General features: G+C 42.1%; 16 protein-coding genes and 2 pseudogenes. 11 read left to right on the top strand and 7 right to left on the bottom strand.

The genetic code is table 11. The annotated features are described in order from the left end of the window. Nucleotides 1-76: 76 nt before the first annotated feature. On the top strand, nt 77-781 hold the full coding sequence (locus VYM24_RS24010) for a TIGR02757 family protein (protein ID WP_294612745.1): 705 nt from the start codon (nt 77-79) through the stop codon (nt 779-781). 33 nt (nt 782-814) lie between these two features. Here the strand turns inward: VYM24_RS24010 and VYM24_RS24005 are convergent. Further along, a pseudogene (locus VYM24_RS24005) lies at nt 815-1,249 on the bottom strand (lipocalin family protein); the annotation flags it as partial. A 245-nt stretch (nt 1,250-1,494) separates the two neighbouring features. Here VYM24_RS24005 and VYM24_RS24000 point away from each other — a divergent pair. The 3 genes from VYM24_RS24000 (at nt 1,495) to VYM24_RS23990 (ending at nt 3,103) form a co-directional block, all read left to right on the top strand. Then, nucleotides 1,495-2,298: an AraC family transcriptional regulator gene (locus VYM24_RS24000; RefSeq protein ID WP_330941069.1), complete on the top strand. Its 804-nt coding sequence runs from the start codon at nt 1,495-1,497 to the stop codon at nt 2,296-2,298. Between the two features lie 94 nt (nt 2,299-2,392). Next, the gene (locus VYM24_RS23995; RefSeq protein WP_299094177.1) at nt 2,393-2,770 is read left to right on the top strand and encodes a VOC family protein; all 378 of its coding nucleotides are present in this window, start codon (nt 2,393-2,395) and stop codon (nt 2,768-2,770) included. A 57-nt stretch (nt 2,771-2,827) separates the two neighbouring features. Beyond that, on the top strand, nt 2,828-3,103 hold the full coding sequence (locus tag VYM24_RS23990; RefSeq protein WP_299094178.1) for a putative quinol monooxygenase: 276 nt from the start codon (nt 2,828-2,830) through the stop codon (nt 3,101-3,103). 268 nt (nt 3,104-3,371) lie between these two features. On the opposite strand, the gene VYM24_RS23985 is transcribed toward VYM24_RS23990, so the two are convergent. The 4 genes and pseudogenes from VYM24_RS23985 to VYM24_RS23970 all read right to left on the bottom strand — a co-directional run bounded on the left by VYM24_RS23985 (nt 3,372) and on the right by VYM24_RS23970 (nt 4,851). Beyond that, on the bottom strand, nt 3,372-3,527 hold the full coding sequence (locus VYM24_RS23985; protein ID WP_330942290.1) for a hypothetical protein: 156 nt from the start codon (nt 3,525-3,527) through the stop codon (nt 3,372-3,374). A gap of 45 nt (nt 3,528-3,572) precedes the next feature. Beyond that, nucleotides 3,573-3,764, bottom strand: a pseudogene (locus VYM24_RS23980) (DUF3795 domain-containing protein); the annotation flags it as partial. Continuing rightward, nucleotides 3,764-4,132 carry an MmcQ/YjbR family DNA-binding protein gene (locus VYM24_RS23975; RefSeq protein ID WP_044263408.1) on the bottom strand — a complete coding sequence of 123 codons (369 nt, stop codon included), beginning with the start codon at nt 4,130-4,132 and terminating at the stop codon, nt 3,764-3,766. The pseudogene VYM24_RS23980 and the gene VYM24_RS23975, both read right to left, overlap by 1 nt. A 2-nt stretch (nt 4,133-4,134) precedes the next feature. Further along, nucleotides 4,135-4,851: a DNA alkylation repair protein gene (locus tag VYM24_RS23970; RefSeq protein WP_044263407.1), complete on the bottom strand. Its 717-nt coding sequence runs from the start codon at nt 4,849-4,851 to the stop codon at nt 4,135-4,137. A 371-nt stretch (nt 4,852-5,222) separates the two neighbouring features. On the opposite strand from VYM24_RS23970, the gene hisS reads away from it, so the two are divergent. Both hisS and VYM24_RS23960 read left to right on the top strand, forming a co-directional pair. After that, nucleotides 5,223-6,587, top strand: coding sequence for a histidine--tRNA ligase (gene hisS, locus VYM24_RS23965; protein WP_217715360.1), 1,365 nt, complete (start codon nt 5,223-5,225; stop codon nt 6,585-6,587). Between the two features lie 77 nt (nt 6,588-6,664). Next, nucleotides 6,665-6,832, top strand: coding sequence for a hypothetical protein (locus tag VYM24_RS23960; protein ID WP_007214867.1), 168 nt, complete (start codon nt 6,665-6,667; stop codon nt 6,830-6,832). A gap of 143 nt (nt 6,833-6,975) precedes the next feature. Here VYM24_RS23960 and VYM24_RS23955 read toward each other — a convergent pair whose 3' ends face one another. Beyond that, nucleotides 6,976-7,827, bottom strand: coding sequence for a bile acid:sodium symporter family protein (locus VYM24_RS23955; RefSeq protein WP_291550806.1), 852 nt, complete (start codon nt 7,825-7,827; stop codon nt 6,976-6,978). Nucleotides 7,828-8,051: 224 nt separating this feature from the next. On the opposite strand from VYM24_RS23955, the gene VYM24_RS23950 reads away from it, so the two are divergent. The 4 genes from VYM24_RS23950 (at nt 8,052) to VYM24_RS23935 (ending at nt 11,662) form a co-directional block, all read left to right on the top strand. Next, nucleotides 8,052-8,324: a co-chaperone GroES gene (locus VYM24_RS23950; RefSeq protein WP_005679636.1), complete on the top strand. Its 273-nt coding sequence runs from the start codon at nt 8,052-8,054 to the stop codon at nt 8,322-8,324. Between the two features lie 38 nt (nt 8,325-8,362). Then, a complete protein-coding gene (gene groL, locus VYM24_RS23945) occupies nt 8,363-10,000 on the top strand; it encodes a chaperonin GroEL (RefSeq protein WP_007217362.1) in 1,638 nt (545 codons plus the stop codon). A 265-nt stretch (nt 10,001-10,265) separates the two neighbouring features. Then, entirely contained in the window at nt 10,266-10,484 is a 219-nt protein-coding gene (locus VYM24_RS23940; protein WP_007214862.1) for a winged helix-turn-helix domain-containing protein, read from the top strand. A 158-nt stretch (nt 10,485-10,642) separates the two neighbouring features. Next, nucleotides 10,643-11,662, top strand: coding sequence for a threonine aldolase family protein (locus tag VYM24_RS23935; protein WP_291550809.1), 1,020 nt, complete (start codon nt 10,643-10,645; stop codon nt 11,660-11,662). 197 nt (nt 11,663-11,859) lie between these two features. Here the strand turns inward: VYM24_RS23935 and VYM24_RS23930 are convergent, their stop codons facing one another. Then, entirely contained in the window at nt 11,860-14,370 is a 2,511-nt protein-coding gene (locus VYM24_RS23930) for a bifunctional glycoside hydrolase family 9 protein/polysaccharide deacetylase (protein ID WP_330941068.1), read from the bottom strand. A gap of 313 nt (nt 14,371-14,683) precedes the next feature. On the opposite strand from VYM24_RS23930, the gene VYM24_RS23925 reads away from it, so the two are divergent. Further along, nucleotides 14,684-15,637, top strand: coding sequence for a DnaJ C-terminal domain-containing protein (locus VYM24_RS23925; protein ID WP_291550813.1), 954 nt, complete (start codon nt 14,684-14,686; stop codon nt 15,635-15,637). Nucleotides 15,638-15,642 lie beyond the last annotated feature (5 nt).

Genomic DNA, 15,642 nt, shown 5'->3' with positions numbered 1-15,642 from the left:
GCATAACTTTTTCATGCAAGCATGAAAGTTCTGCATTCGATTTGCATTATCTTTGCGTCCTCCTGATTTTAAAGAAATGACCAAAGATATAAAAAAGAAACTACAAGAGTGGGCTGCGACCTATCATTGTGCCGATTTTATTCAGAATGACCCGGTACAGTTCCCTCATCGCTATACGCTGAAACAGGATATAGAAATCAGTGGTCTGCTGACCGCCATCATGAGTTTTGGCAACCGCAGGCAGATTCTGAAGAAGGCGGATGAATTGCATGCGTGCATGGGAGCGTCTCCTTATCAATATGTTCTTTCGCGTCGGTGGGAGAAGGATTTCCCTGTGGAAGAGCGGCGCAGTTTTTACCGGATGCTTTCGTATGCGGACTTCCATTCTTATTTTGAACGCCTGCATACGGCTTATTCGGGTTATGACAGTCTGGAAGATGCATTGCAGGTATATCCGGGAAAGCCGATGGAGAAGCTTTGCCGGTTTCTGGAAGTTTCGTACAAAAGTCCGCAGAAGAAGCTGAATATGTTCCTGCGCTGGATGATACGGAAAGGACCGGAAGTTGATTTCGGTATTTGGGAAAGTTTTGATTGCCGGGAATTGATTATTCCTTTGGATACACACGTCTGCCGTGTAGCCCGCTTGCTGGAACTGACCGAGACGGAAACCTTTTCTTTGAAAAACGCACAAAGGATAACTGCCGCATTGGCGGAAGTATTTCCGGATGATCCCTGTTTCGGAGACTTCGCTTTGTTCGGGTATGGGGTGAATAATAAATAGTTTTTTGTTCAAGAATTAACCTTGGATTTGATATCAACTGAAAATCAGTTTTTTTGTATCGTATCCATATTGGGTAGCTGTGTTGAGAAGTTGTTCTTTTACATTTTCCGATAGTTGTTTCTCACGACACAATATCCACAGAAACTTATCATTACTGCTGCCTACTAATGCATAACTATAATTTTCTTTATCCAGTTCCAATATGTAATAGTCGGAATAGAACCACAGAAAAAAGGAAACCTTCAATTTGCCCGGTTGCTGCGGATCTGGCAATTTGGCATGTCCGGTTGCTTTCTTGCGCACACCGTTCAGGTAACCTGCATTTTCTACTTTGATACTTCCGTCGGATTGCAAAGTATAAGTTGCGGTGACATCTGTCATATCTTTCTCGAAATGATTTTCGTAACGGGCAATTTCATGCCATGTACCCATATAACGGGGAATATCCACTTCCTTCACGGTATGTCTGGTGATTGTTCTCATATCTTTTAGGCTTTAATTTATAACGTCTCCTATGTCGTGTTTGTTCTTGGCTTTTTATTTCGTTGATATTTTCAGCCGTTTGCTTACTTTCAACTGCAAAGTTTGCAGTTGGCGATATTCTATTTTACTGCAAGCGGGCAGATTCTATAAATAATGTCCCTTTTTTACTATTCCCCCTAAAACCCTTTGTCTACCTTTGCCGCAAAAATCAAATCCTTTATATTTGCACTATGCAAACCTTCCGTATCGTAAAACCTGCTCCTGCATTGTCTCCCTATATCCGTTATTACTGGATATTGCGGGATGATGCCGCTTTGCCGGTGTCGGAACGTACCTTGCCCGTCGGCTGCGTGCAACTGGTGTTTCATAAAGGCAAACGCTTGATGTGCCTGCAAGATTCGCAGTTGCAGCCGCAATCCTTTATTAGCGGACAAACTTTCGGTTTCTCCGATGTCGTGTCGACAGGAGTTATAGAAATGATAGCGGTCGTCTTTCAGCCCTATGCGGCAAAAGTCTTTCTGCAAATGCCCCTGCATCTTTTCAACGGGCAGAATGTTTCCACGGATGAAGTGGAAGACAGGGAACTCTCCGATTTATCCTGCCGGATAACGGAAACTCCGGATAACGACCAGTGCATCCGGTTGATTGAACAATTCTTTTTCCGTCGCCTGGTCTCCGGTTCCGAATATAATCTGAAACGGTTATCGACTGTTCTGGACGAAATCAATCTTCATCCGCAGGTAAACACTTTGCAACTTTCCGATGTAGCTTGTCTCAGTACCAAGCAGTTCGGTCGTGTCTTTACCGATTATATCGGTACTACCCCAAAAGAATTTCTCCGCATCGTGCGTATGCAGCGTGCCTTGTACGTCCTGCAACAGAATCCCAGTTCACCTTTCGCGCAAGTGGCCTATGAATGTGGCTTCTCCGACCAGTCGCACATGATTAAGGAGTTTAAACTCTTCTCCGGTTACACTCCTGCGGAATACCTGTCCGTATGCGCTCCCGTTTCCGATTATTTCTCCACTCTCTAAAGATGTCCGTTTTCTTCTATGGAGGTTTCCCGTCTTGCTCTACTTTTGCAATGTCTTTGCAAAGGCATAGTAATAACCCTAAAAAGAAACCAAAATGAAAAAGTTGATTGCATTTTTTGAGATTCCGGCTACTGACTTCCATCGGGCTGTAGATTTTTATGAGACCGTGCTGAACATGAAACTTCCGGTCTTTGAGTGTGAACAGGAGAAGATGGCATGCTTCACCGAAGACGGTGAAACCGTAGGAGCCATCTCACAATCTTTTGACCTCCTGCCTGATTTTCTCCCTTCTGAGAAAGGTGTACTTATCCATTTCAATACGGATAATATATCGACTACCCTTGAGCGTGTGTTGCAGAAGGGCGGGAAAGTACTCATTCCCTGCACGAAGATAGAAGCCGATGGCAAAGGCTATTTTGCAGTATTTGTCGATTCGGAAGGCAACCGCATCGGTATTTATGCAGACAAGTGAATCAGAGTTCCGACTTTTCTGTTTACATTTGCAGCGTACTTTTAAAATTCTACAAATATGATTAGACTGAATGTTTTTATTCAAGTAAACGAAAGTAACCGTGCTGCGGTGTTGGAAGCTGCAAAAGAGTTGGTGGTATCTTCTTTGAAAGACAAAGGCTGCATTGCCTATGATGTTTTTGAAAGCGCTACCCGTAATGATGTCTTGATGATTTGCGAAACATGGCAGGATGCAGAATCATTGTCCGCCCATGAGAAAGCGGAACATTTTGTGACGTTAGTTCCCAAAATACAGGGATTGGCTTCCATGAAGCTCGAAAAGTTTGATTTCTGATATCAACAGAGGATATGCTCCACAAGGGTATATCCTCTGAACTTTTTGCCACCATGCTGGCAAAATAACGGGAAAAGATAGACGTGTACTTCCCTACTATTTTCATCGCAATGATTTCTGTTTTTCATCGCTATAGAGCATCTGGGTGAGCTTTCTCTGGCGATAGCCAATATCCTGCGCAGTATCAACACCTGCTTCTTTATGGTGATTTTTGCATTTGCTGATACGGTCTGACTATCCCAGGCATCCAAAAGGAGGATACAGAAGGTTATTTCTTCTTTTCCTGTTTGCAATAGATGCAATAATCATAATGTACGGTTCTTAGTTTGCCGCAATCCAGACAAGTATATTTCTGGCTTTGACTGGTAATAAACGCCTCTTCTCCTTTCTGCCTGATGTAATCGAGGTTTTCAAGAATACTCATCTTGTATTTTAGTCGGTATTGCCTATCTAAATATTTCAGTCGCTTGCAGGGATATTCCATGCATTCAAAGCAATAGTTTCCTTTCTTATCACAGTTGGATATGGCGCAGTTCAGGCAGCTTTTACGAATTATCCCGATTATGCTTCTGCAACCGGGGCACTTCTTTTTTACGTTCTGAAAGGCGTGGCATAACGTGCAGTTGATGCCACAAGGAGCAATTGTAGTTATGGTTCCCATTATCTTAATGTGACATAATATTCTTCCTGTTTCTTCTTTGGCAGTTTCTTAACCACCTCCTCTATGGAATGATTGATTAATTCCTTTATAAGACTATCCGGCACATCACTTTCCAGATAGATGGTAATCCAGTATTTCTTATCGGAGTAGGGGCCGAATGTAATGCCGCTATACTGCTCCATCAGTTCCGTTGATTTGGTAGTGTCGCATTTCGTATCCGCCCAGAAACGTCCCTCTTTAGGATTCAACGGAGCAAAGGTAAACATCTTATCCATGATTTTATAGACAAGTGTATGCTCGTCAAAGGGGAAACTCTCTGTTACTCCCTTGATACTTAAACAATATTCCCGGTATTCTTCAATATTCATACTTACTCCTTTTTCATTGCTTCTTTCCTCAATTCCTGTGGCATTTTCTCAATAGCATACCTCAGTGCCGTCCGTGGCATGGTTGCCTTATGGCTGACTACAAAATCGAAGACCTCTTTCTGATAAGCCTCACTTGCCGCTTTCAGCATCCAGCCGTAACCTTTCTGTACCAGGTCATCCTTGTCGTGAAGCAGGGTGGTTGCTATTTGGAGAATATCATCGAAGAATAATCCTTTACGTGCAGGAATTATCAGCGTGACGGCAGCACCACGCCTTACCCAACGATTATCGGATGTCGCCCATTCCTTCAACTCAGAAATAAATTCAGGAAATATTTCGACGAACGTTCCGATAGTATGGTTGCATAGCGTGTCACAGGCTCCCCAATTATTTACATAGTCCTGCAACCAGTGTCTGAAAACATGAATGTCTTCCGGTGTATATTCTTTCCGGAGAGCATACGCCCATTCGCAGGCAATCACATTCTCTTCCAAGTATCCCGATTGCCACAACTCCTCGCAAAGTCCGAAAACATCAGCTTTCGGCAGTTCTTTGATTTCCTTGAAAGATTCTTTGGCTATCTTGCCTACATTATACATTCTAACTCCGTAGACAGGCACATTTTCTCCTTTCTTGAAGAAGTGCCCCGAAGTTTTCAACACTTTTTCATCTATATTGTCTTGTAAACACTGCCTGACTTCCCTGATAACTGAATTCATATAATCCTTCTTTATCCTTCTTTTAAATCTGGTAATTTCGTCTCAAAAATACGATTTCTTTTTATAAGCGCATGTAAAAGTTCCATAAAAAGAACTCAAATGCTACTTGGAATAAGGACTATGTGTTACTTTGTAAAAGTAACTGCTCTCACTAAATCATCCCTGCTCAAAATCTTATTCTATAGTCAGCATGCGGGAACTTTAATAGCTCGAATGTTTTGTCCGGTAGAAATGAATGTTTTATCAAATGTAAACACTTGAATGTATTACAAGCTTAATTGTTGTTTTGCATAAAACCGGCTTATCTCTTTTCTTATCTCGATAAAAACCTGTAACTTTGCCCTCCGATTTTAATAGTAATTGAAACAATTATGGCAGCAAAACCCAGTATTCCTAAAGGAACCCGTGACTTTTCGCCGGTAGAAATGGCGAAGCGTAACTATATATTCAATACCATTCGCGATGTATATCATCTCTATGGTTTCCAACAGATTGAAACGCCTGCAATGGAAATGCTTTCCACACTGATGGGGAAATATGGTGAAGAAGGTGATAAACTTCTATTTAAAATACAGAACTCAGGTGATTATTTCTCCGGATTAACCGATGAGGAATTGCTGAGCCGTAATGCAACCAAACTCGCAAGTAAATTCTGTGAAAAAGGTTTGCGTTATGATCTCACAGTGCCATTTGCCCGCTACGTGGTGATGCACCGTGATGAAATAACTTTCCCTTTCAAACGCTATCAGATACAACCTGTGTGGCGTGCCGATCGTCCGCAAAAAGGCCGTTATCGTGAGTTCTATCAATGTGATGCTGACGTGGTAGGTAGTGATTCTTTACTGAACGAGGTGGAATTAATGCAGATTGTCGATACTGTATTTACTCGCTTTGGTATCCGTGTTTGCATCAAGATCAATAACCGTAAGATTTTGACGGGCATTGCGGAGATTATCGGTGAGGCTGATAAGATCGTGGATATTACTGTGGCTATTGATAAACTGGATAAAATCGGTCTGGACAATGTGAATGCCGAGTTGAAAGAAAAAGGTATCAGCGATGAGGCTATTGCCAAATTACAACCTATCATTCTACTGAGCGGCACCAACGAGGAGAAACTGGCTACCCTGAAAGAAGTACTTTCCGGAAGTGAAACAGGTCAGAAAGGAGTGGAAGAAAGCGAATTTATCTTGAAAACTCTATCGGCTTTCGGTCTGAAGAATGAATTGGAACTTGATTTGACACTTGCCCGTGGGTTGAATTACTATACCGGTGCCATTTTTGAAGTGAAAGCATTGGATGTACAAATCGGTAGTATTACAGGCGGTGGTCGCTATGATAATCTTACCGGTGTATTCGGTATGGCAGGAGTTTCTGGTGTAGGCATCTCCTTTGGTGCGGATCGTATCTTTGATGTGCTGAACCAGCTTGATCTTTATCCTAAAGAAGCTGTAAACGGTACACAACTTCTATTTATCAACTTTGGTGAAAAAGAAGCAGCTTTTTCCTTGAATGTACTTGCCAAAGTACGTGCAGAAGGTATTCGTGCGGAAATCTTCCCGGATTCATCTAAAATGAAAAAACAGATGGGCTATGCCAATGCCAAAAATATTCCGTTTGTAGCTCTTGTAGGAGAGAATGAAATGAACGAAAATAAGGTGACACTCAAGAATATGGAGACTGGTGAACAGACTCTGGTTTCGGCCGAAGAATTGATACAAACTTTAAAGAAATAAAAACTTCATAAAAGAGTAAGCTCTTTGTAATCCATCTTGGTTATCTTTGTAGTACTAACCTAACAAAGATAACTATTATGGATGTTTTAGAACCGAAGTATTACGCAGCCATCGGTATGGTGATGACATTAATAGCCGTAATATTCCTTTTCTTGATGGGGAGTGCTTTAGTACATTCTACCAAGAGCTTCTGGCAGGGATATTCGACTGAATTGAGTTGTGATACAGACTTGGATATTGACTAAACTGTCTTAGTCTTGTTATTTATCAGTCGTCAACAGCTTGTTGACAAGAACTTAACTCCCTGTTGACAAGAAGTTAACTTTTTGTATGCAAAGTCTTAACTTCTTGTATGGGGGATTTTGGGGTACCATGACTGGCTACGGTGTTATTTCCGCTTCACTATTCCCACATATACTAATAGAATTATATTCATCATCAGTGCATAAATTATAGCCGGTATGGCAATTATGTCATTGTTGAAAATAAACGGGCTACTTGCAATAGCAATACTTTGGGCTGCATTTTGCATGCCTATTTCAATGATAAGCGTACGCTGTTCTTTCCTGTTCAATTTCATTGACCGGGAGATTAAATATCCTCCACCCATAGCCAATAATATCATTAGTGTGATGCACAGGCCTAATCGGCCGATCTGTGCAGCTATCGTTTCGTGATGTTGTATGAAGAAAACAGTAGCTAATAAAATCAAGGCAGGGAAGGCTATCTTAGATAATACTTTGTGTATCCGTTCGGCTGCTTTAGGACAAAAGTGTTTGGTTAAAACGCCTATTGCAATAGGAAGCAACATGAGCAGTAGATTCTGGATAATGAGGCTGCCGATAGGTAAATGTATAGTTATTCCACTATTGTCTCCTGCAATTTGCGTGGCAAGCTCCATAATGACAGGAATAGTAAACAAGGTGATAATACTGCTGAGTGCAGTCAGTGATACGGAAAGTGCGACATCACCTTTGGCTATCATAGAGAATATATTGGAAGAACTCCCACCCGGAGAACAAGCTATGAGCACAAGTCCGATAAAAAACAGAGGTTCCAAATGAAACAGATAACCCAATGCAAAAGCCAATATTGGTAAAAGGACTATCTGTCCTATCAATCCTGCAAAAACAGGATAGGGACGTTGACGAAATAATTTAAAATCTTTAATTTCAAGTGTTAGTCCCAACTCAAACATTAATAATGTGAGAATAGGTAAAACAATCCAGACTGTATTCATGTTCTAAAAACGTTTTTTGAGGGTACAAAGATAATGTAAATCGAAAGCATAACTTTTATGCTTGCATGAAAAAGTTATGCTGAGATGCCAATTTGTCAGTTTTTATACTGACAGAAATTTCGCTTTACCGTTTGGCACGATTTTCGCAATTTGTTCTGCGTCTCGCTAAAACGAGACAAGACATTACTATAATAAGTGTATAACATATAAAAAACAAAAGAACTATGAACATTAAACCATTGGCAGACAGAGTGCTGATACTCCCTGCACCTGCAGAAGAAAAAACAATTGGCGGTATCATTATTCCGGATACAGCAAAAGAAAAACCTTTGAAAGGTGAAGTTGTGGCAGTTGGTCACGGTACGAAAGATGAAGAGATGGTATTGAAGGTGGGCGACACTGTTTTGTATGGCAAGTATGCCGGTACTGAACTGGAAGTTGAAGGCACTAAATATCTGATTATGCGTCAAAGTGACGTACTCGCTGTGTTAGGTTAATATAGTAATTATAAAATATTTAAATTGTAAATATCATTATGGCAAAAGAAATATTATTCAATATCGATGCCCGCGACCAATTGAAAAAAGGTATCGATACACTGGCAAATGCAGTGAAAGTAACTCTCGGTCCCAAAGGTCGTAACGTGATTATCGAAAAGAAATTCGGTGCTCCTCACATCACGAAAGACGGTGTAACTGTAGCTAAGGAAGTAGAACTGTCTGATGCATACCAGAATACGGGTGCACAGTTGGTGAAAGAAGTAGCTTCCAAGACTGGTGACGATGCCGGTGACGGTACTACTACTGCTACTGTATTGGCGCAGGCTATTGTTGCTGAAGGCTTGAAGAACGTAACTGCCGGTGCAAGTCCTATGGATATCAAACGTGGTATTGACAAGGCTGTTGCCAAAGTGGTTGACTCAATTAAGTCACAAGCAGAAAAAGTAGGTGACAACTACGATAAGATTGAACAGGTTGCTTCTGTATCTGCCAACAATGATCCGGTTATCGGTAAGTTGATCGCTGATGCAATGCGTAAGGTTTCTAAAGACGGTGTAATTACTATTGAAGAAGCTAAGGGTACTGATACTACTATTGGTGTGGTAGAAGGTATGCAGTTTGATCGTGGTTATCTTTCCGCTTACTTCGTTACTAATACGGAGAAGATGGAGTGCGAAATGGAAAAACCATACATCTTGATCTACGACAAGAAGATTTCTAACCTGAAAGATTTCTTGCCTATCCTGGAACCTGCTGTACAAACCGGACGTCCTCTGTTGGTAATCGCGGAAGATGTGGATAGTGAAGCTTTGACTACGTTGGTTGTAAACCGTCTGCGTTCTCAGTTGAAGATTTGTGCTGTGAAGGCTCCGGGCTTCGGTGACCGTCGTAAAGAAATGCTGGAAGACATTGCCGTATTGACTGGTGGTGTAGTGATCAGCGAGGAAAAGGGTCTGAAGTTGGAACAAGCTACCATCGAAATGTTGGGTACTGCTGATAAGATCACAGTTTCTAAAGATAACACTACCATCGTAAACGGTGCCGGTGACAAACAAAATATCAAGGAACGTTGCGAACAGATCAAAGCTCAGATTGCTGCTACTAAATCTGATTATGACAAAGAAAAATTGCAAGAACGTCTGGCTAAATTGTCTGGTGGTGTTGCTGTTCTTTACGTAGGTGCTGCTTCTGAAGTTGAAATGAAGGAGAAGAAAGATCGTGTAGACGATGCTTTACGTGCAACACGTGCTGCTATTGAAGAAGGCATCGTACCGGGTGGTGGTGTAGCTTACATTCGCGCACTCGATGCATTGGAAGGTTTCAAAGGTGATAACATTGATGAGACTACAGGTGTTGACATTATTAAGCGTGCTATTGAAGAGCCGTTACGTCAGATCGTTGCCAATGCAGGTAAAGAAGGAGCTGTAGTTGTACAGAAAGTACGCGAAGGTAAAGGTGACTTCGGTTACAATGCTCGTACTGATGTATATGAAAATCTGCATGCTGCCGGTGTAGTTGATCCTGCAAAAGTAGCTCGCGTAGCTTTGGAAAACGCTGCCTCTATTGCAGGTATGTTCCTGACTACTGAATGTGTAATCGTTGAGAAGAAGGAAGACAAACCTGAAATGCCAATGGGTGCTCCCGGCATGGGCGGTATGGGTGGTATGATGTAATACCCGTTTTTCCCTGAATTCATAATTATAATAAATGACCACAGCATCTCTTTGAAGGTGCTGTGGTCTTTTTTTCTCTTTTTTGGCCTGTTTTTTCTCATATTACCTGTATATTATTACGAAACTGTTACAATTTTGATTAAAAAGAATATCTTTTGTTCGTTTTTTATGTTTTATAAATAAAAAGTGATACCTTTAGGCTGATAATAGGATAACCTAAACAAATCACCAATCAATTATTTAACCTTTTTAATAACGAAAAGAGATGAACAAAAGCGACATCGGCCTGAACGCAGGCAAAATTTGGAGGTTGCTTAGCAATTATGCCAAGTGGGACTATGGGACTTTGAAGAGAAAGTCCGGGCTGAAGGACAAAGAACTGGGAGCGGCCCTGGGATGGTTAGCTTGTGAAGACAAGATCGTATTGCACCAGGAGGACGGAGAGCTCTACATTTTTTTGGGCGTGAATGTTTATATCGGGTAAGAACGAAAAAACCGATTGAAAACCTAAACGAAAGCGTGGATTGTAAAATCCACGCTTCTTTTTTTCTACTAACGAATTATTTCGTTCCTTTGCATATCCTTTAGAGCTAAAGGATTATTTATACGCTATAACTATTTATCGATAAAATCAATATAACTATGAGAAGTTTTGCTTCAGACAACAATTCCGGTGTACATCCATTGGTGATGGAGGCGCTGAACCGGGCAAACCAAAATCACGCAGTTGGCTACGGTGACGATCCTTGGACAGAGGAAGCCATTCGCAAAATCAAAGAGACATTTTCGCCTGATTGCGAGCCACTGTTTGTTTTCAATGGGACAGGAAGTAATGCAGTAGCTTTGCAGTTGGCTACCCGCCCTTATAATTTAATTCTTTGTGCGGAGACTGCACATATTTACGTAGATGAATGTGGTGCACCTGCCCGTATGACAGGATGCCAGATACGTCCTATTGCAACACCGGATGGTAAACTGACGCCGGAGTTGATACGTCCTTATCTGAAGAACTTCGGGGAACAGCACCATTCTCAACCGGGTGCTATTTATATTTCTCAATGTTCGGAATTAGGTACTGTCTATACTCCGGGAGAATTGAAAGCGCTGACTACCCTGGCGCATGAATATGGTATGTATGTGCATATGGACGGGGCGCGTTTAGCGAATGCTTGTGTTGCGTTGAATCTTAGCTTCAAGGAACTGACAGTGGATTGTGGCATTGATATTCTTAGTTTCGGTGGAACGAAGAATGGATTGATGTTAGGTGAAAGTGTAATAATCTTCAATCCGGACTTGAAAAAAGAAGCGCTTTATGTACGGAAACAGTCGGCTCAGTTAGCTTCTAAATTGCGTTACCTTTCTTGTCAGTTCACAGCGTATCTTACGGATGATTTGTGGAAAAAGAATGCTGCACATGCCAATGCGATGGCACAGAAACTATATGAAGGGTTGCAAACATTGCCGGATGTACAATTCACACAAAAGATGGAGAGTAATCAGTTGTTCCTGACTATGCCTCGTCCGGTTATTGATAGATTGATGAAGTCTTACTTCTTTTATTTCTGGAATGAAGCTGAAAATGAAATTCGTTTTGTGACCTCTTTTGATACGACGGAGGAAGATATTCAGTCTTTGTTGCAGGCTGTGAAGGATAGTTTCTGATTCTTCGTTATCACGCATTTATTTAAATCTGACAATAGAAAAAGCTCCGGACCTTCGCAGGCATGGAGCTTTGGTTTGTAACTTTTTCCCTTGGGGGTGGGAAAAAGTCTACTGAAAACAAACCGATTGAATATTACCTTAAATACCTTTGCATGATAACCTTTAACTAACCTTTTTATAATAACTATGGGTATGAACTATATTCCTGTTGCTTCAAGGACAGGTACGAAAGTATAACCTTTCCGTTTCAACGTTTTAATCATTTTGTCCAGATAACCATTGTAGAACTTATCTGTACGGCGGTCGTCTGTACCGAAGTGTATCAACATCAGATGCCCGTTTAGTCCTTCTTTTTTCTCTACCTCCATGATTTTGTCATAGATGAACTTACTGCTACGGTATTTGGCACCCATGTCTGGAGTGGTATAGTCCGCATTGCTCATCGTGCCGGGTGTATAGTTGATAAGTTGTATACCCATATTCTTTGCCCATGCGGCAATTTCTTTATTATAATATTCGTAAGGTGGAATATATACCGGAGCATCTTTGTATTCGATACCTGCTTTGCGCATAACTTCGTAACTCTTCAGCATATCCTGCTCAAATTGCTCGCGTGTCACCAATAAAGAATCACGGTTTTCCCATGGCATATACAATAAGTGTCCATAACTGTGGCTACCTACCAGATGGCCTTCTACACGCAGTCGTTTCACTACATCGGGGTAAAGCTCATAAAATTCACCGGTGAAGAAGAAACCTCCTTTGATACCATGTTTCTTCAGTGTACTGATAATAGCATCAGCGCCGTCTGCTTTATCGGCGGCAGTAAAGACAAGCGTTATTTGTTTCTTTGATGGATCAGTGCGGATGATACCGCCATTTACATATACATTCTTATCACTCTGAATGTCCGCCTGCTTCATACCTTCTTTCTGCATGGCGGAGAGATAATAAGTGAGACAAGCTGTTCCGTCCATGGTCGGTTCGTTCGTGGAGTAGTCATGAATGGCATCATGATATACCATCAGGTTAGGCTGGAAACGTTCATAATCCTGTCCGGGAGTGCCGGGAATACCTGTCATGTTTACTCCGCGGAGGCTTTCGAAAATAGTGCGGTATACAGGGCCGTCTACGAGACCGCCTGTAGTATTTCCTACACCTGCGTTGAGTAATGAAGAGTGCGGTTGAGAAGGGTAATCTCCATATAGAGGGAGTTCTACAATCATGCTGGTTCCCCAGGGATTGCAACCGAACAACCAGTCAAGCATGCCGGCTTCCATTTCTTTATAAGTTTCGTCACCTGTTGCTTCACGATACAGACGGCATTGTGTCAGCATGGCAGTTGTCAGGTTATTGGAACACCAGGTGTAAGGAATGCCGTGCATGAAAGGACTTTCAACAGCTTTCTCATAGGTGCGTGCTATGCCGGCATGCATATTCCGGATAAATTCTTTGCTAAGGCGCTCGTTATGTACTTTTGCCAGATGATAATGTCCTATATTCATGAATGGATACCATTGGTAGTGGCGGGCACTGTCAGCCCCCATCCATGGAGTAACGGGTTCGCGACGTCCGTATTCAACGGCTTGTTCCAGGTATTTAAAATCTCCGGTACTTTTGAAAAGTTCCATAGCGCCCAGTTCCATATCGTCTACCCAATTGTCTTCTTCATAAATATAAGGAGACTTGACGGAGGCTGTCTGACAAGCACCCGGTTTCTTTACACCTTCCTGATAAGCTGCGTCCGCTTTTGTACCAATCTCCGCAGCAAATTCCGGATAGAAGTCTTTTAATAGGCGGGCACCAAGAGCGAAACAGGAAGCAAACTTACCTGCTGTGCTTGCCACGCCTGTGGTAGCATTCATAAATTGACCGCGTACCTGAGGTTCGCCACTACAAAAGTAAACGGGGCGTCCTTTACCCGGACCGTAACCATAATCTACCTCATCTTTATTGGGCAGGCGCATACCGGCATGGTCGCGGTCGTCGGCAATCTGATTATATAGTTCACCGGGAGCGGGGTTCATACGATTCAGCCAGTCCAGTCCCCATTTGATTTCGTCCACAATGTCGGGAATGCCGTTAGCGCCGGGGAGTCCGGCAGCATCATAGAAATCACCGAATGAGTTTGGATTTTCCTGATAGGCAAACATCATCTGATAAATGGCATTGGCAGAAGTTGTGGTATATTGCAAATAATCAGTTGCATCGTGCCAACCGCCTCGAACATCAATGTGTTGTCCGGTCTTGGTGGGATGGTATAGGATGTAGCCGTCGTGCACATGGCAACTGTCTTTCAAAAAGGGATTATAGCCGCAACGTTGCTGACGCATGTAGTTCAGCAAGAAGTCAGCAGTCCCATTGTACACATGATTGTTGATGGGAAAACGAGGTGAGACCGCTTTGCCCGCTTTCAGATAATAAGTTCCCGGCTGGTTAAAATCACTGAAGTCCAGACGATAGGTACTCTTCATGAGTCCCATTTTTCCGGTTGCTTTGGTCGAATTGAAAGTTCGGACGGTTTGTTCTGTGAAGGCGTCTATCAGTGCATACTCTTGTATGTCAGCTGGTTCTTCACTCATAAATACTGCCACTTTTACAGATTGCGGCAAGTAGCCAAGTTGGTTAATACGTATCCATGAATCCGCTTTTACTTGCAGGACGATGAAAGTGAGTGCTACCGTAAGTAGCCAATGGTTACTTTTCATAATAAGTCAATATATTAAGGTTGGGGAAAATTGTTTTCTGTGACTACCTTACTCACATGCAAATAAAGCGTTTTCTATTTATTTTAGGAAGTTTTAGTGTGGATAATTAATTGATGTTATGTGTCATTTACATTATTTTAAAATTTGAGTAGCATCGGTAAAAGCTGTTGTTACTGGTTAATATGTTGATTATCTTTGTATTATTGTTTTTAATACTTCTTTTTAATTTTCGTTTACGTATTTTAGTATTCAAAACTCCTGATTGGTGCGTTATTTGTGATAGGGTATATAAGAATAACAAAATTAATAGACTATGGCTTATATAGATTATTATCAAGTCCTTGGGGTGGACAAGACGGCAAGTCAGAATGATATAAAAAAGGCGTTCCGTAAGTTGGCACGTAAATATCATCCTGACTTAAATCCGAATGACTCTACTGCTAAGGATAAATTTCAGGCGATTAATGAAGCAAATGAAGTGCTGAGTGATCCTGAAAAGCGTAAAAAATACGATGAGTATGGTGAGCACTGGAAACATGCCGATGAATTTGAGGCGCAAAAGCGTGCCCGTCAGGAGGCGGGTGCCGGTGGCTTTGGTGGCTTTGGCGGTGGCGGATCGGGTGCAGGATATGGTACGGATGGTAGCTCTTACTGGTATTCATCCGATGGACAGGAATTTTCCGGTCATGGTGGCGGCTTCTCCGATTTCTTTGAATCTATGTTCGGAAACCGGGGGCGTGGAGGTGCTAATGCAGGCTTCCGTGGGCAGGATTACCATGCAGATTTAAACCTCTCGCTTCGTGATGCGGCCCAGACTCATAAACAAGTGCTGACTGTAAACGGTAAGAATGTGCGCATTACTATTCCTGCGGGGGTAGCAAACGGGCAAGTAATCAAATTGAAAGGTTATGGTGGCGAAGGTGTGAATGGTGGACCTGCCGGAGACTTGTACATAACGTTTGTGATTGCGGATGATCCGGTATTCAAGCGTTTAGGGGATGACTTGTATGTGGATGTGCCTATTGATCTTTATACCGCTATCCTGGGTGGTGACCAATTGGTGGACACTTTGGATGGAAAGGTGAAACTGAAAGTGAAACCCGAAACACAGAACGGTACGAAGGCCCGTTTGAAAGGCAAGGGATTCCCTGTATATAAGAAAGAAGGACAGTTCGGTGACCTCATTGTGACTTATTCCGTGAAACTGCCGACGAACTTAACGGAAGAGCAGAAAGAGTTGTTCCGTAAACTTCAAAGTATGAACTAAAAGGA

Source organism: Bacteroides sp. MSB163 (assembly GCF_036416795.1).
GTDB lineage: Bacteria > Bacteroidota > Bacteroidia > Bacteroidales > Bacteroidaceae > Bacteroides > Bacteroides maternus.
This window is presented reverse-complemented; position numbering and strand designations above follow the sequence as displayed.

Coding starts and splice junctions, on each gene's coding strand:
- VYM24_RS23995 (WP_299094177.1), top strand. CDS start 2,393: ATGAAAAAGTTGATTGCATTTTTTGAGATTCCGGCTACTGACTTCCAT.
- hisS (WP_217715360.1), top strand. CDS start 5,223: ATGGCAGCAAAACCCAGTATTCCTAAAGGAACCCGTGACTTTTCGCCG.
- VYM24_RS23990 (WP_299094178.1), top strand. CDS start 2,828: ATGATTAGACTGAATGTTTTTATTCAAGTAAACGAAAGTAACCGTGCT.
- VYM24_RS24010 (WP_294612745.1), top strand. CDS start 77: ATGACCAAAGATATAAAAAAGAAACTACAAGAGTGGGCTGCGACCTAT.
- VYM24_RS23950 (WP_005679636.1), top strand. CDS start 8,052: ATGAACATTAAACCATTGGCAGACAGAGTGCTGATACTCCCTGCACCT.
- VYM24_RS23940 (WP_007214862.1), top strand. CDS start 10,266: ATGAACAAAAGCGACATCGGCCTGAACGCAGGCAAAATTTGGAGGTTG.
- VYM24_RS23955 (WP_291550806.1), bottom strand. CDS start 7,827: ATGAATACAGTCTGGATTGTTTTACCTATTCTCACATTATTAATGTTT.
- VYM24_RS23935 (WP_291550809.1), top strand. CDS start 10,643: ATGAGAAGTTTTGCTTCAGACAACAATTCCGGTGTACATCCATTGGTG.
- VYM24_RS23985 (WP_330942290.1), bottom strand. CDS start 3,527: ATGAGTATTCTTGAAAACCTCGATTACATCAGGCAGAAAGGAGAAGAG.
- VYM24_RS24000 (WP_330941069.1), top strand. CDS start 1,495: ATGCAAACCTTCCGTATCGTAAAACCTGCTCCTGCATTGTCTCCCTAT.
- VYM24_RS23925 (WP_291550813.1), top strand. CDS start 14,684: ATGGCTTATATAGATTATTATCAAGTCCTTGGGGTGGACAAGACGGCA.
- VYM24_RS23970 (WP_044263407.1), bottom strand. CDS start 4,851: ATGAATTCAGTTATCAGGGAAGTCAGGCAGTGTTTACAAGACAATATA.
- VYM24_RS23960 (WP_007214867.1), top strand. CDS start 6,665: ATGGATGTTTTAGAACCGAAGTATTACGCAGCCATCGGTATGGTGATG.
- groL (WP_007217362.1), top strand. CDS start 8,363: ATGGCAAAAGAAATATTATTCAATATCGATGCCCGCGACCAATTGAAA.
- VYM24_RS23930 (WP_330941068.1), bottom strand. CDS start 14,370: ATGAAAAGTAACCATTGGCTACTTACGGTAGCACTCACTTTCATCGTC.
- VYM24_RS23975 (WP_044263408.1), bottom strand. CDS start 4,132: ATGAATATTGAAGAATACCGGGAATATTGTTTAAGTATCAAGGGAGTA.